The 14,984-nt window shown below is 60.7% G+C and carries 13 protein-coding genes; 11 read left to right on the forward strand and 2 right to left on the reverse strand.

Going from position 1 to position 14,984, the window contains the following annotated elements; all coding sequences use genetic code 11:
• Positions 1-6: 6 nt before the first annotated feature.
• Entirely contained in the window at positions 7-1,086 is a 1,080-nt protein-coding gene (locus QP908_RS08160; protein WP_239269942.1) for a polyprenyl synthetase family protein, read from the reverse strand.
• Positions 1,087-1,137: 51 nt separating this feature from the next.
• Entirely contained in the window at positions 1,138-1,692 is a 555-nt protein-coding gene (locus tag QP908_RS08165; RefSeq protein WP_284772041.1) for a GNAT family N-acetyltransferase, read from the reverse strand.
• A gap of 235 nt (positions 1,693-1,927) precedes the next feature.
• Between QP908_RS08165 and QP908_RS08170 the strand changes: the two genes are divergently transcribed.
• The 11 genes from QP908_RS08170 (at position 1,928) to QP908_RS08220 (ending at position 14,979) form a co-directional block, all read left to right on the forward strand.
• Positions 1,928-2,371 (forward strand): SAV_6107 family HEPN domain-containing protein, encoded by a 444-nt coding sequence (locus QP908_RS08170; RefSeq protein ID WP_239269940.1) that lies wholly within the window; start codon positions 1,928-1,930, stop codon positions 2,369-2,371.
• 130 nt (positions 2,372-2,501) lie between these two features.
• Complete coding sequence (locus tag QP908_RS08175; protein WP_239269939.1) at positions 2,502-2,903, forward strand: DUF3040 domain-containing protein; 402 nt, start codon at positions 2,502-2,504, stop codon at positions 2,901-2,903.
• A gap of 440 nt (positions 2,904-3,343) precedes the next feature.
• A complete protein-coding gene (gene mraZ / locus QP908_RS08180) occupies positions 3,344-3,778 on the forward strand; it encodes a division/cell wall cluster transcriptional repressor MraZ (protein WP_034654127.1) in 435 nt (144 codons plus the stop codon).
• A 168-nt stretch (positions 3,779-3,946) separates the two neighbouring features.
• The gene (rsmH, locus tag QP908_RS08185) at positions 3,947-4,987 is read left to right on the forward strand and encodes a 16S rRNA (cytosine(1402)-N(4))-methyltransferase RsmH (RefSeq protein ID WP_239269938.1); all 1,041 of its coding nucleotides are present in this window, start codon (positions 3,947-3,949) and stop codon (positions 4,985-4,987) included.
• On the forward strand, positions 4,984-5,814 hold the full coding sequence (gene ftsL / locus QP908_RS08190) for a cell division protein FtsL (RefSeq protein WP_239269937.1): 831 nt from the start codon (positions 4,984-4,986) through the stop codon (positions 5,812-5,814). Before rsmH ends, ftsL begins: the two co-directional genes overlap by 4 nt.
• A gap of 211 nt (positions 5,815-6,025) precedes the next feature.
• Positions 6,026-7,894 carry a peptidoglycan D,D-transpeptidase FtsI family protein gene (locus QP908_RS08195; protein WP_284772055.1) on the forward strand — a complete coding sequence of 623 codons (1,869 nt, stop codon included), beginning with the start codon at positions 6,026-6,028 and terminating at the stop codon, positions 7,892-7,894.
• A gap of 9 nt (positions 7,895-7,903) precedes the next feature.
• Positions 7,904-9,439: a UDP-N-acetylmuramoyl-L-alanyl-D-glutamate--2,6-diaminopimelate ligase gene (locus QP908_RS08200; protein ID WP_239269936.1), complete on the forward strand. Its 1,536-nt coding sequence runs from the start codon at positions 7,904-7,906 to the stop codon at positions 9,437-9,439.
• A gap of 2 nt (positions 9,440-9,441) precedes the next feature.
• Positions 9,442-10,971: a UDP-N-acetylmuramoyl-tripeptide--D-alanyl-D-alanine ligase gene (locus QP908_RS08205; RefSeq protein ID WP_239269935.1), complete on the forward strand. Its 1,530-nt coding sequence runs from the start codon at positions 9,442-9,444 to the stop codon at positions 10,969-10,971.
• Between the two features lie 30 nt (positions 10,972-11,001).
• On the forward strand, positions 11,002-12,114 hold the full coding sequence (gene mraY / locus QP908_RS08210; RefSeq protein ID WP_023023075.1) for a phospho-N-acetylmuramoyl-pentapeptide-transferase: 1,113 nt from the start codon (positions 11,002-11,004) through the stop codon (positions 12,112-12,114).
• Between the two features lie 39 nt (positions 12,115-12,153).
• On the forward strand, positions 12,154-13,551 hold the full coding sequence (gene murD, locus QP908_RS08215; RefSeq protein WP_284772042.1) for a UDP-N-acetylmuramoyl-L-alanine--D-glutamate ligase: 1,398 nt from the start codon (positions 12,154-12,156) through the stop codon (positions 13,549-13,551).
• A gap of 24 nt (positions 13,552-13,575) precedes the next feature.
• The gene (locus tag QP908_RS08220; protein WP_239269932.1) at positions 13,576-14,979 is read left to right on the forward strand and encodes an FtsW/RodA/SpoVE family cell cycle protein; all 1,404 of its coding nucleotides are present in this window, start codon (positions 13,576-13,578) and stop codon (positions 14,977-14,979) included.
• Positions 14,980-14,984 lie beyond the last annotated feature (5 nt).

Consider the following 14,984-nt stretch of genomic DNA (forward strand, 5'->3'; position numbering starts at 1 on the left):
TGATACCTACTTTTGGCGCGTCGTCGCCTGAATGGCCAAGTGCTCTAGCGTTTCCGTGATCTGCGGATCCACGTTCGCCGCACGCAGATGGGCTAACCCGGATTCCGTCAACGCGGTAATGCGGCGCTCAATCTCATCCGGGGCGCCGGAATCCGCAATGATTTGGGACAGGCGCAGCAAGTCCTGCGTATCGGAGGTGCGGCCGATGAATTTCCGCAGGGTAGCGGCGGCACTGGGGTCGCGTTCATCGGCGCGCTGTAGCGCTAAGGCAAGAAGCTCCGTGCGCTTGCCCTCTCGCAGATCGTCGCCGGCGGGCTTGCCCGTAATTTCGGGGTCCCCAAAGACCCCCAGTTGGTCATCGCGGAGCTGATACGCGATGCCGATATCGTGCCCATAGCCGCGGAAAGCCGAGATTAATTCTTCGCTTGCTCCCGCGATGGCAGCGCCCAAATGCAGGGGCCGCTCGATGGTATAGGCGGCGGTTTTATAGCGATTGACGGAATTGCTCAGCGCCACCGATTCCGAACCGGCTGCCTCGAGGGAAATATCGAGCAATTGGCCGCCCAAAACCTCGGTGCGCATTCCCCGCCAGGGCTCGCGCGCACGCTGCAAAGCCTCTGGGCTGAGCCCAGAATCCTGAAACATATCCTCGGCGTAGACCAGCGCAAAATCGCCCACCAAGATGGCCACGGACGTGCCAAAGAATTCCGGATCCCCTAAGAAATCGGACTCCCGGTGAAGGCGCTCTGCTTCCCGATGCACCGTCGGTTTCCCGCGCCTCGTATTCGACGCGTCAATGATGTCATCGTGGATAAGCGCGCAGGCTTGGATGAACTCCAGCGAGGATGCCGCGCGCAGCATCGCCTCTGGGGATTCCGAACCGCGCCCGGCGGCAAGGTAACCCGCCCACGCGTACATGGGGCGCACCCTTTTCCCGCCATCGAGGACGAATGATTCCAAAAAGCTCATGGCGGTACTGACCGGGGCACCGATTTCTGCCACGTGTTCCCGGCGCTGATCCAAGAAGATGGCCAGTTTTTCGCGCACCGCGCCGGGGATATCCGCAAGCTCAGGAATATTCGTCATAGTCACACTTTCACACGATACCGCCTAGAGCCGAGAAGAAATAACGCAGGTTTATAGCGGCAGGCCCACTCCTAAAATGGCAAAGGGCCGGGGATCCGCCGGGTAGCGATGGTGGCGCACGACATCAAAGAAGCCCACAGACCGGTAGAGGCGAAAAGCCCCGTTGGCTTCCCGTGGCGATTCCGGCGTTGATAATAAAGCATATTGGGCAGGGATATTCCACAGCAGCCCTTTTAGTAGCTGCCTGCCTAAACCGTGTCCTTGAAAGGAAGGCAGCACGTGTACTTCGGACACCTCAAAGTAGCTGCGCAGCATGCCCCATTCGGACTCAGTTATCCCGCCATTGCGGCGCAGGGCGCGGCGCAGTTCGGAATCCCACCAAGTATCTGGTGAGCCTAAAAATCCATAGGCCACTCCCACGACGCCGTTGTCATGCGCAGCGATAAGCGCTGTAAACCCGGGCCGCATGGAATCCGACTGCCAATTGTCCACGCTGCGCGAAAACGTGACCGGGTCATATCCCATGGCCTCGATGTAGATCTCCACGAGTTGGGGAGCCAGCATAGAGAACTCTTGCGGGGTTAAGCGGCGGATTTCGAAACTCACGGTATCTATCACACCAGATACGTGTGGCTACCGGCGGACGAGGGTGGGGGCGGGGTTATTCAGTCGAACAAAGAAAACTATCGAACGTTGTTCGATATGCATCGATTTATGGCTGGTAAAACTCTTGAGTAATTCGAACAGGTGAACTAGAATAGGGGGTAGATGTCCGGTTGGCTACTTAAAGTCAACGGCAATCGAACACGGTTAGTTATTAGCGCAGTACAGGAGAAAAACAATGGCACAGATTATTTCGGCAACGCAGTCCCGCTCTACCGGTCGCTTCGCTGGCAAGCAGGGCGCAAAGCGGGCCCACTTTCTTTTCCAGGCCCGCGAGCTTCTAGATCAGGCCAGAAGCTACGCGGCGGATGGTCGCTTTGACCAAGCGCTAGAGGTGGCTTATCAGTCCGCATTGCGTACGGCGGGTGCGCGAGTAGCCGTGTCGGTGGTCTCTCGCCGCCGGCGCCTGCCAACGAGCGCGTGGGACCGCTTGGCTCTGGTCGGGGCCGAAGAAAAGCAGTGGGCGGAAGCTTTTAAGACCTATTCTCGTACTCGCGCCCGGGTGGGATCTGGCTTGGATGCAACTCCGGATGAGGAGTATGTCTACGGGCTAATGGAGCAGGCGGCGCAATTTTTAGATGAGAGTGAAACCGAGACGATTCTGGGATCCTTTGCGGCATAGCAGCAGCATTGCGGCGCCATAATCACTGTTGAGGGGAATAACTACCTTTTGGGGAACATACTGGTTACTCTGGGCGTTAGTATTGGTAGAAGATATATCGGCCGAAGCCCAGTCCCTAGTTGGAGGAAAAGTGTCTCTTTCTGAGCAGGAGCAACGCACGCTCCGTGAAATAGAGGAATCGTTATTAGCGGACGATCCTAAATTTGGCGCTTCTGTGTCTGAATCTACCTCGATCGGCGGATCCGGCGGCGCAGTTACCCTACGTGGGGTCGCGCTCATCGTGGTTGGTTTGTGCATGCTTGTTGGCGGCGTGGCCTTGGCGCAGCAAAGCTTGTGGTTTATTGCGCTCTCCATCGCCGGATTCCTCGTCATGTTCGCCGCTGGCGTGTGGATGCTCCGCGGCGACCAGCCCGCTAGTGCAGGAAAGAAAAAGTCCACCAATGGGCGGTCAAAGAAAGCAGCCTCGTCTCGTAACAGTGGGGTAGGCAGCAAGTTGGAAGAAAACTTCCGTCGGCGCTTTGAGGAAAGCTAGCTGCGAACTCTTCATTTCCCCAGTCACCAAGAAGGGTGGCTGGGGATTTTTTACGCCTTACCAAAATTTCCCACTTTGCCCCACCTTCTGACCAAAACCGCGGCGCGGTGGGGGCTTGTGGGTGGCAGAGGGTGGTAGCAGGTCGGATATGCAGGCATTGCGCTGTAAGTGGTGTATGAGGTGGGGCGATCTCGATGTTGTAAATGGGGCTAAAGGGGTGGATTTTCGGGGTTGTCAAGGTGGGGCGCGGGATTTCTCCCCACCGTAAAAATACCCTTTTAACTGCACATATTTTTTGAGTTATTAAGAATATGGCGATTTAAGTGGGGTATGTGGGGGAATGTGGGGTAGAGTGGGGCGCAGCGGAGGAATGGGGTTGAAAAACTCTCTTCTGACGTGAGGGAATCCGGAGTTGTCGAGTGAGGAAGGTGGACGCCGGGATGTTTCTCGGAACCTACACTCCGAAGCTTGATGACAAAGGGCGCTTAACGCTTCCTGCAAAATTTCGCGACGAGCTCGCCGGTGGCCTGATGGTTACCAAGGGGCAGGACCATTCTTTGGCCGTGTACCCGCGCGAAGAGTTCGCCGAACGCGCACGGAAGGCTGCGGCGGTTTCTCGAACCAACCCGGAAGCGCGCGCTTTCATTCGTAACTTGGCGGCAAGTGCGGACGAACAGCGGCCCGACGGGCATGGTCGCATCACCTTGTCCGCAGGCCACCGTGAGTACGCGGGCTTGTCCAAAGAGTGCGTGGTGGTTGGCTCAGTAGATTTCCTCGAAATTTGGGATGCAGCCGCGTGGGCTGAGTATCAATCGCAAACTGAAGATGCTTATTCGGCAGCAGATGCCGATGACGTACTTGCGGGCTTGCTGTAAAAGCCCGCATCTCGAGTGCGTGTAAGGACTCTGTCCGAGGCGGATGATTCTGGTGTACTTCCCCGATATCAGAAACCTGCCTCGGACAGGGCCCTATATGCACTCGTCGTGCTTTCCACGATAGGAAGTCCTGCACAGCGGAAATAAGAAAGGGGGACGCGGGGAGTAATGGCTACAACTGACCTTAATTACAATGTGGCGGATAACCACGGCCATGTGCCGGTCATGCGCGAGCGCATGGCAGAGCTCCTGCGCCCCGGAGTGGAGGCTGCGGGCTCGCAGGCTGTGCTTGTCGATGCCACCTTGGGTGCCGGCGGCCACAGCGAGTACTTCCTCCAGACCTTCCCGCAGGCACGCGTTATCGGTGTGGACCGCGATGAGCAGGCATTGCGCAATGCTTCGGCCAGGCTAGAGCCCTTCGGCCCGCGTTTTTGCGCGGTTAATGCTCGCTTCGATGAGTTGGGTACCGCCATTGCCCAGGGCGAGGGTGATATCTTTGATGCTGCCCGCGCCCACGGAATCGCGGGAGCCCTCTTCGATTTGGGCGTTTCTTCCATGCAGCTGGATCAGGCAGAGCGCGGCTTTGCCTATAAGACGGACGCACCGCTGGATATGCGGATGGATCCGAGCCACGGGCTTACCGCCGCTGACGTGCTCAATACGTATTCGCACGGGGACCTGGCGCGGATTCTCAAGACCTATGGTGACGAGCGCTTTGCGGGCAAGATTGCCTCCGCTGTGCTCAAGGAGCGCGAGAAGGAACCGTTTAGCACCTCGGGCCGCTTGGTTGAGCTTCTATACTCGACCATCCCTGCGGCAACGCGCCGCACGGGTGGGCATCCCGCAAAGCGCACGTTCCAGGCGCTGCGAGTAGAGGTCAACCGCGAGTTGGAGGCCATTGAAAATGTGCTTCCCGTAATCACCAGTGCGCTTTCCATTGGGGCGCGCGCGGTCTTTATGAGCTACCAGTCCTTAGAGGACCGCCTCGTAAAGGCAGCATTCAAGGAGCTATCTACGTCCACCACGCCTGTCGGTCTACCGATGGACCTGCCGGGCACCGCACCGGAATTCGCCACGGTTACCCGTGGGGCCGAAAAAGCATCTGCGGCGGAAGTAGAAGAAAATTCCCGCGCCGCGTCGGTGCGCGTGCGGGCTCTAGAACGGCTCGAAGGCACGCCAGAATTTTTACCCCCGGGAGGCAAGAAATGAGCACCATCCCACGCCGAAACCAGCACTTGACGGACAGCCGCGACAGAGAGGCCACTCGCAGCATGGGCGCCAGCCGAGACTTCACCACCGGAATCGACACCGGAGTGCCTACCGCTGTGCGCGAGCGCACCGCCCCTAGGGTTACCGGGAAAACGGCGCGCCGGACGGCTCCTAGCCGTACCCGGGTTCCGCACCGCGGGGCGAAGCGGCTTGGTTCGAAGCAGGTCGTCAGCTTCCGCGGCCGGCGGGTGCAACAGCAGACGAAGCAGAATAATGCTTTTACCCGCGTTGCTGTCTTAGCCGTTACCTTGCTGATTGGCGGGGTAGTGCTGGCCATGTGGCTATCTGGTTTGTCCACCTCGCAGACGTTTAAGATCCAGCAGCTAACGGTGCAGGAATCGCAGTTGGATAATCAGATTGAGTCGCTGAACCGTGATGCAGAGAACTTAAGCTCCTCGGCGGATATTGCCCGCCGCGCGGATGAGCTGGGCTTGGCCGTACCCAAGCAACCCGGCGTGACTGAGGTCGGCGGGGATGGCGAGATCATCGCCAAGCGCGAAGGCACTCCTGATACGGAAAAGCTTATCGATGTTAACGGTGAACCCATCCGCCCGGGCCAAGCCTCGAGCGACCCGAAGGATACGGAGGGAATGTCTGATTCCCTTAACGCTGTGCCGCGCGGGCAGCAGCAACATGCGCGCGGTAATGATGCGGACGAGGATCGGGATGAGCACCGCGGCAGCGATAACGACGATAATCGCGATGACGCCAGCGATAATCGCCCCAACCTTCCCGCCCGCGCGCCGTACACCAGCCAGGCCGATTAAACGGACAGAATAAGTGGTGAAATTCTCTGTGCTCGCGCGTGGTAGCGCGGGCACTGCCCATCTTGTAGGGCACAATCGATACACGCAAGAACCTGTGGCGGCGAAGGGAAGGTGACTGAGCACCGTGACTGCACCGAATAATGGTGGCAACCGTGGATACCGTCCGCGGCCGCGCCGCACCGCTAGCTCTGTTGTGCCCCAAAAAGCGATCATGCGCCAGCGCCTGCGCATCATTTTGACCTGTGTTGTCGTCGCCACCGTCGCCTTGGGCGGGCGCCTTGCGTGGGTCCAATTGGTCTGGGGCCCAGATCTTGCGGCAAAGGCTGTTACCCAGCGCGAACGCGTCTATATCGACCCGGCCCGCCGGGGAGAGATCCTGGACCGGGATGGCCAGCGTTTGGCCTATACAATGAAGTCTCGTTCCTTGACTGTCTCTCCCACGCGCCTGCGCGATGAGCTCAAAGAGCAGGCGAAAATGGAAGCCACGTCCGAGGGAAAACTCGAGGACATGGATGACAGCAAAAAAGATGAGTACCTCACCAACCAAATGGAGGACAAGCTCAAGGAGATGGCTGAGGGCATCCCGAAGATGATTGAGGATTCGGGTGCCTCTGCCTCCAAGGTGGATGCGGGCGATATTAAAAACAAGCTCAAGGCCGATACGCAGTACGAGGTCCTAGTCCGCAATGTGGACCCGGATGTCGCCGTAGAGATTTCCAATAAGTACCACGGCGTCGCGGCTGACCGGCAAGATATCCGCCAGTACCCGAATGGGGCGATTGCAGAAAATGTCGTGGGCAAGGTCTCGATGGATGGCCACGGCCAATTTGGCTTTGAGGCGGCCCGCGATACCGAGCTGACCGGCATTGATGGGCAGTCAACGGAGGATGTCTCCGCCGATGGGCAGGTCATCCCCGGCACGCTGCGCGATGTTGTGGATGCCGTCGATGGTCGCGATGTCACCCTCACCCTGGATTTGGACCTGCAGACTTACGTCCAGCAAAAGCTGGAAAAGGCCAAGGCCAATTCCCAGGCGGAGGGTGCCGAGGCCGTTGTGCTTGATGCCGCGACGGGCCAGGTGCTCGCCATGGCTAATACCGACACGGTGGATCCGAATAAGAATATCGAAGACCAGCTTAAAGAGGGCAAGGACTTCGAGAACCGTAGCATCTCCCACCCCTATGAGCCGGGTTCCGTTGCCAAGATAGTGACGGCGGCAGCCGCATTGCAGGAGGGTATTACCACTCCGGATGAGGTGCACCAGGTTCCGGGCTCCATCGACATGGCTGGCGTGACCGTCAACGATGCCTGGAATCACGGCACCGAGCCGTATACCACCACCGGCATCTTTGGTAAGTCCTCCAACGTGGGCACCTTGATGATCGCGGATAAGCTTGGCCCCGAGAAATATGCCGAGTACCTGAAGAAGTTTGGCTTGGGCGCTAACACGGGCGTTGAGCTTCCGAATGAATCCGCCGGCACGGTGCCAGACCAAGAGCAATGGTCCGGCGGCACCTTTGCCAACTTGCCCATCGGCCAGGGCCAGGCGTGGACGACGCTGCAGATGGCTAGCGTGTATCAAGCATTGGCCAACGGCGGCGAGCGCATCGAACCGCGCATCATCGACGAGATCAAAGACCCCGATGGCGAGACGGAAAAGCTACCCGAGCCTAAGAAGACCCAGGTAGTGGACAAGGAAACCGCCAAGACTGCGGTGGATATGTTCCGCGCCGTCTTCCAAGATGACGATGCCGGGGTGCAAAACGGTACGGCCGCCAACGCCCAATTGGATGGCTACCAGCTCTCCGGTAAGACCGGTACCGCGCAGAAGGTGGACCCGAATTCCGGGGCGTATTCTAATTCTGCCTACTGGATCACCTTTGCGGGCATTGCGCCTGCCGATGACCCACGATTCGTCGTCGCAGTCATGCTCGATGAGCCCAAATCCGGCGTGGAAGACAATGGCGGCGGCGGCCAGTCTGCGGCCCCAATCTTCCGGGATATCTCTTCCTGGCTGCTTAACCGCGATAATATTCCTACCTCGACACCAGCGCCGCGGATGACCCTGCGGGAACAATAGGAGCTTGAAATGTCTGTTTCCTTAGAAAAACTTGCGCAGCTTTCGCACGGACGCGTCATCGGTGATGGCACCGTTGAGGTCAGCGCGTGCGGCTTGGATTCCGCGAGCCTTCCCGAAGGCGCATTATTTGCCGCCCTTCCGGGCACGCGCGTGCACGGCGCCCAGTTCGTCGGCGATACCAAGGCGGGCGCGGTGCTTACCGATGCCCCCGGGCTCGATCACCTTCGCCAGGCTAACGAAACCCGGCCGATCATCGTGGTAGAAGATATCCGCGCAGTCCTAGGTCCGATTGCAGCAGAAATCTACGGACACCCCACCCGCGATCTCACGGTCTTGGGTATTACCGGCACCTCCGGCAAGACCACGACTAGTTACTTGCTGGAGGCTGGCCTCTTGCAGGCCGGGCACTCCGTCGGCCTTATCGGAACCACCGGCACCCGCATCAATCGCACGCCGGTGCCCACCTCTTTGACCACGCCGGAAGCCCCACGGCTGCAAGAACTTTTCGCCCGCATGAAGGACGAGGGCGTGACTCACGTGGTCATGGAGGTCTCCTCCCATGCTTTGGAGCTCGGCCGCGTGCGCGGAACCAACTTTGCTGTGGCCGGGTTCAGCAACCTCAGCCAAGACCACTTGGATTTCCATCCCACGATGGAGGAGTACTTTTCGGCCAAGTCCCGGCTATTCCTAGGGGAGCAGGCCGCCCAGCGCGCGGTCATCTGTGTTGATGATGAGTGGGGCGAGCGCCTCCGCGGAAAGATAGAAGACGCCGGTTCTCCGGTTACGACGGTGGCAACGCGTACAGGCGATGCCACGATCTCCGCCCGGCAGACGGCTACCGAGGCGACCGGTGCACAGGAGGTTGACCTCAACCTAGACGGCACCGACTATTCCTTCCGGCTACCGCTGCCCGGCGAATTCAATATCGCCAATGCTGCGCTCGCCCTAGGGATGGCTACTGCGGTGGGCGAAGACCCGCAGGTCTTTTTGACCGGCGTGGAAAACGTCGCCGTTCCGGGGCGCATGGAAAGGATCGACCGCGGTCAGGACTTCGTGGCCGTGGTGGATTATGCCCACAAGCCCGCGGCCATCGCGGCGGTGCTCGATACCCTGCGCCTGCAATTGGAGGGCACTACCGGTCGCGTCGGCGTCGTCGTGGGCGCCGGCGGTGACCGCGATAGCACCAAGCGCCCGATTATGGGAGAGGCTGCGGCCACCCGGGCGGATCTCACGGTGGTGACCGATGATAATCCGCGCACCGAGGACCCAGCCGCGATTCGCGCAGCGGTCATTGAGGGCGCTCGCCAGGCCGCACCGGACGCCGATATTCGGGAGCAGGGCTCGCGCGCACACGCCATCGATGAAGTGGTGGATTGGGCGGAGCCGGGCGATGCCATCATCGTCGTCGGCAAGGGCCATGAGGTAGGCCAGCTCGTCGGCGAGCGCACGCTGCACTTTGATGACCGAGAGGAAATGGCGCGCGCCATTGAGGAAAAGCTGGCAGGAACGGCGCATCGCGATACTCTTAGGGATACGAAGGAGTAGTAATGATTCCACTTTCTATTGGAGATATCGCCGCGATAACCGGCGGTAGCCTGGATGGCGTTGATGATCCCGATGAACGCGTGACCGGCTTCGTGGAGTTTGATTCGCGCAAGGTCACCACCGGCAGCTTGTTCGTAGCCCTGCCCGGTGCCCGCGTCGATGGCCATGATTTTGCAGAAAAAGCCATAGAGCAAGGCGCCGTGGCCGTGCTGGCCGCTCGGCCGGTGGGGGTACCGGCGATCATCGTCAAGCCCCAAGGCCGCGTGACCGGTAACGCCGCCAATGCCGATATTTATGCCAACGATGAGGATGGCTCCGCCGCCGCTGTGATCGGGGCATTATCCGATCTCGCGCGCGAGGTGACCTCCCGCCTCGCCGCGGAACAGGGCTTGGATATCGTCGGCGTTACTGGCTCTGCGGGCAAGACTTCTACCAAGGATTTGCTGGCTACCATTTTCCGCGCCGAGGGCGAAACCGTCGCCCCGCCCGGCTCCTTCAATAACGAGGTAGGCCTTCCCTATACCGCCCTGCGCTGCGATGAGCACACCCGCTTCCTCGTGGCGGAAATGTCCGCGCGCGGCATCGGCCATATTCGCCACCTGACCGAGATCACGGCCCCGACGGTGGGCGTGGTGCTCAACGTGGGCACCGCCCACCTAGGCGAGTTTGGCTCGCGGGAGAATATCGCCCAGGCCAAGGGCGAGCTTATCGAGTCCCTGCCCGCCGCGGCAGACGGCGGGGTAGCGGTCCTGAATGCGGACGATCCCTTCGTCGCCTCGATGGCACCGCGCACGCAGGCCAAGGTGGTCTATTATTCCGCCAACCGCCCGCAGGCCGCGGATGCGCAGTACTATGCCACCGATATTGAGCTTGACGATGTCGCCCGCCCGTCCTTTACCTTCCACGCCCCCGGCGTCGAGCCGATGAGCATTAAGCTACAGGTCTTTGGCAAGCACCAGGTCTCTAATGCCCTGGCCGCGGCCGCAGCGGCCATCGAATCGGGCGTGGAACCCGCCGTTGCCGCGCGGGCGCTCAGCGGACACCAGACGAGCTCGGCGCACCGCATGGACGTGCGCACCCGCCGCGATGGCGTCACCGTCATCGATGACTCCTATAATGCCAACCCGGATTCGATGCACGCGGCGATTGCCGCCTTGGCCTATACCTCCGCGGCCCGCCCGGATGCCCGCTCCATCGCGGTGCTGGGGGAGATGGGCGAGCTTGGCGGCGAAGCCGTCGAAGCTCACCGCATCCTAGGATCGGTGCTCTCGAAATACCACGTGGATCACCTCGTTGCGGTAGGAGAAGGCGCGCATACCGTAGCCATGGTGGAGGCCGCGCACGCGCACGGCATCCAGACCGAACTTTGCCCCGATATTGAGGCCGCGACGACGGCCGTAGAAAATATCCTGCGGGTAGCCCCTGCCGGGGTGGAGGACTGGTCCACGCGCGCGGCCAAGGACGTCGTCCTCGTGAAATCCTCGAATGCCCAGCGCCTGTGGCGCGTGGCAGAACAGCTCAATCGCCGTTAGTCCCTATCTCAAGGAGAAAGATCTCTAGCAATGACTCAGATCATTATCGCGGGCGTCGTTAGTTTCCTCGTCGCGATTTTTACCACCCCAGTTTTGGTTCGGTATTTTTCTGGCGTCGGAAAAGGCCAAGAAATCCGCGAAGACGGCCCGCAGCTCCACCTGCGCAAGCGGGGCACCCCGACGATGGGCGGACTGGCGATCCTGCTGGCCATCACCGTGGCCTACCTCATCGTGGGAATCTATGCCCGCGCGACAGGCAACGGTGGATTTAGCCCCTCTGGGCTATTGGTCTACTTCTTGACCATGGGACTCGGCGGACTGGGTTTTGCCGATGACTTCATCAAGCTGTTTAAAAAGCGCAACCTCGGACTTAATAAAACAGCCAAGCTGGTAGGCCAGCTGGCCATCGCGCTCATCTTCGGCATCCTCGCCCTACAATTCCCGGATGCCAATGGGCTGACCCCCGCCTCGACGAACCTTTCCTTCGTCCGCGATTTCGACACCTTCGATATCGCCGTCGGCGGCGCCGTTATTGGCACGATCATCTTCTTGGTCTTTTTGTACCTGCTCATCGCCGCGTGGTCGAATGCGGTCAACCTGACCGATGGCCTCGACGGTCTGGCGGCAGGTACCACGGCCATGGTGATGGGCGCCTATACGCTTATTAGCTTCTGGCAGTTCCGCAACTCGTGCTCGATTTCCCCGGCCGCCGGCTGCTACGAGGTCCGCGATCCCTTGGATCTTGCGGTTCTCGCCGCCGCGGGCCTGGGCGGCTGCCTCGGCTTCCTGTGGTGGAATGCCGCACCGGCGAAGATCTTCATGGGCGATACCGGTTCGCTCGCGCTTGGTGGCCTCGTCGCCGGCCTGTCTGTGACCACCCGCACCGAGCTGCTGATGATCGTCATCGGCGCCATCTTTGTTATCGAGACGGTCTCCGTAGTCATCCAGATCGTGGTCTTCCGCACGACGGGCAAGCGCTTTTTCCGCATGGCTCCCATTCACCACCACTTTGAAAACGGCGGCTGGGCCGAAACCGCGGTTGTCACCCGTTTCTGGCTGCTTAGCGCGATGGCCGCAATGGCGGGCATCTGCATCTTCTACGGCGATTGGCTCTCTGCAGTGAGCTTTGGAAACCTGCAATAAATCTTTGGCACTAGATATTTAAGGATTGAGGCACTCATCATGGCTGAGCTATCACCTTTTCTGCGCGGGCGCGTCCTTGTAGCAGGAGCCGGCGTTTCTGGCCGCGGGTGCGTGGCGATGCTCGCGCGCCTCGGTGTAGACACCACCGTCGCCGATTCCAACGCAGCGGCCCTATCGACCTTGGAGGAAGAGTTCGGCGTAGCGACGGTATCAACCGACGCTCCAGCACCGGGTGAGTATGACCTGGTGGTGACCTCGCCGGGGTGGCGGCCCGATTCCGCCCTCTTAGACTCCTTCCAGGCCGCCGGCGTGGAGGTCATTGGCGATGTCGAGTTGGCCTACCGCCTCGACCGCGCCGAGGTTTTCGGCCCGAAGCGCACCTGGCTTGTCGTCACTGGCACGAATGGAAAGACCACCACCACGGGGATGCTGACCAAGATTATGCAGGCCGATACCGCCCGCAGCGGGCTGCGCGCCCAAGCCGTGGGCAATATTGGGGTCTCGCTTTTTGACGCCCTGACCGCCACCCCACGGGTTGACGTGCTGTGCGCCGAGCTTTCGTCCTTCCAATTGCACTGGTCCAGCGAGCTGCGCCCCGATGTTGGTGTCTTACTCAATGTGGCCGAAGACCACCTGGATTGGCACGGTTCCTTCGAGGCTTATGCCCGTGCCAAGGCCAAGGCCCTGCACGGCACCCGCGCCGTGGTGGGCAAGGACGATGTCGCGGCGGGCCGCTACGCCAAAGGAATCGACGGCGTATACGGCTTTACCGCCGGCGAACCGGCCGCAGGCGAGGTAGGGGTGAGCGCCGGGCGCTTGGTCTCCAGGCTGGACGGAGAGGACGCCATAGATCTCGCCTCCGCCGAAGGCATCGAGCCGGCCGGCCTTGCGGGAGTCCTCGACGCGGCGGCGGCCGCGAGCGTGGCGCGGTTGGCGGGCGCCAGCTCCGCCGCCATACAGGAAGGCCTGGCCGCCTATGCGGTGGCCGGCCACCGCGGCGCCGTGGTGCACGAGCACGACGGGATTTCTTATATCGATAATTCCAAGGCCACCAACCCACACGCGGCCGATGCCGCCCTAGAGGGATTCGACTCCGTTGTCTGGGTCGCCGGCGGGCAGCTCAAGGGCGCGGACGTGGATAAGCTCATCGCCACCCACGCCGCACGGTTGAAGGCAGCGGTACTGGTGGGCATCGATAAGAGCATGATCGCGGAAGCGCTGGCCCGCCGCGCCCCGCAAACCCCGGTTGAGCTCATCGAGGATACCGACCCACAGGTGGCGATGGACGCTGCAGTGCGCACCGCCGTGCAACACGCCGAAGCGGGCGATACCGTCCTCTTGGCACCGGCTGCGGCATCGTTGGATATGTACACCGGAATGGCCCAACGCGGCGACCTTTTTGCCGCGGCGGCGCGGGATATCGCCCGCGCGCATTAGACCTTTTTCAATCTAGGAGACTTCATGACGGCCACCTCCCCGCAGCGCCCCCGCGCAAAGAGCATGCGCGAGCGCATTCGTGATGTGCGCGAACAAGCCCGCCAGCAAGCCGGGCTAGATTATCAGCTGCTGCGCCTGATTATCTTCTCGCTCATTGGTATTGGCGTGGTCATGGTCTTTTCCTCGTCCATGGCTACGTCGCTGACAGAAGATGGTGGCGTGTGGAATCAGGCGCTGCGGCAAACCGCGATGGTTATTATCGGCTTGGGTGCATTCTGGCTCGGCCTCAAAGTTTCCCCGCACACGCTGCGCAAATTCATCCCGTGGCTATTGGCCCTTTCCATTTTGCTGTTGATCGCGGTGCTCATCCCCGGCATCGGTACCGGCCGTGAGGAGGTGGGCTCCCAGTCGTGGATCTACATTGGCCCGATTTCCCTGCAGCCTTCCGAGCTAGCACGCATCACGGTGGGCATGTTCGGTGCCTCGGTGCTCGCGGATAAGGAACACCATTCCCTCAAGCTCTCGGACCCGTTCATGATGTACTCGCTCATCGCGGGCCTCATGTTCCTGCTCATCGTGGGGCAGGGTGACTTGGGCATGGCCCTGTCCTTTGCCCTCGTTGTGGTCTTCACGCTCTTTTTCGCCGGCGTTAACAGGCGCGTGCCCATCATCATCGGCATCCTCTGTGCGCTGGGCCTGGTCGCTGTCTTCCTCATCGGCGGCTTCCGCTCCCACCGTTTCCACACCTATTTCGATGCCCTCTTTGGCAATATCTCCGATACCCAGGGCACGGGTTTCCAGTCTTACCAGGGCTTTCTCTCGCTTGCCGATGGCGGCTTCTGGGGCGTTGGCCTCGGCCAATCGCGTGCCAAGTGGTTCTACCTGCCAGAAGCCAAGAATGACTTCATCTTCGCCATCGTGGGTGAGGAGCTCGGCCTGTGGGGCGGCGCGCTGGTGATTTTCCTGTTTGCAGCCTTGGGCTATGTGGGGCTGCGCACCGCAACCCGCGCGCAGAACCAGTACCAATCCCTGCTGGCCGCGACGCTGACCATTGGCGTGGTGACCCAGGCGTTTATCAATATCGCCTATGTCGTCGGCTTGCTGCCGGTGACCGGTATTCAGCTGCCGATGATTTCCGCGGGTGGTACGGCCGCGATTATTACGATTGGCTCGATGGGCATTTTGTGCAACGTGGCCCGCCACGAGCCGATGCAGATTTCTGCCATGCAGAACTTTGGGCGCCCGCTATTTGATCGCCTCTTTTTCATTGGCGAGCCGCAACCGCTGACGGCGAGGAAGCAGAAAAAGCGGGGCCGGCACGCCCAGCCGCAGGAGACCCGTCCGCGGGTGCGCGACGAGCGCTACGGCCGGCCGGTGACCGGAAGTGGGCGGAGGTATCCGCGCGCCGAGCACCGCCCGAGGCGGTAGGCGCT

Origin of the sequence: Corynebacterium sp. MSK204 (genome assembly GCF_030229885.1) — a bacterium.
Lineage (GTDB): Bacteria > Actinomycetota > Actinomycetes > Mycobacteriales > Mycobacteriaceae > Corynebacterium.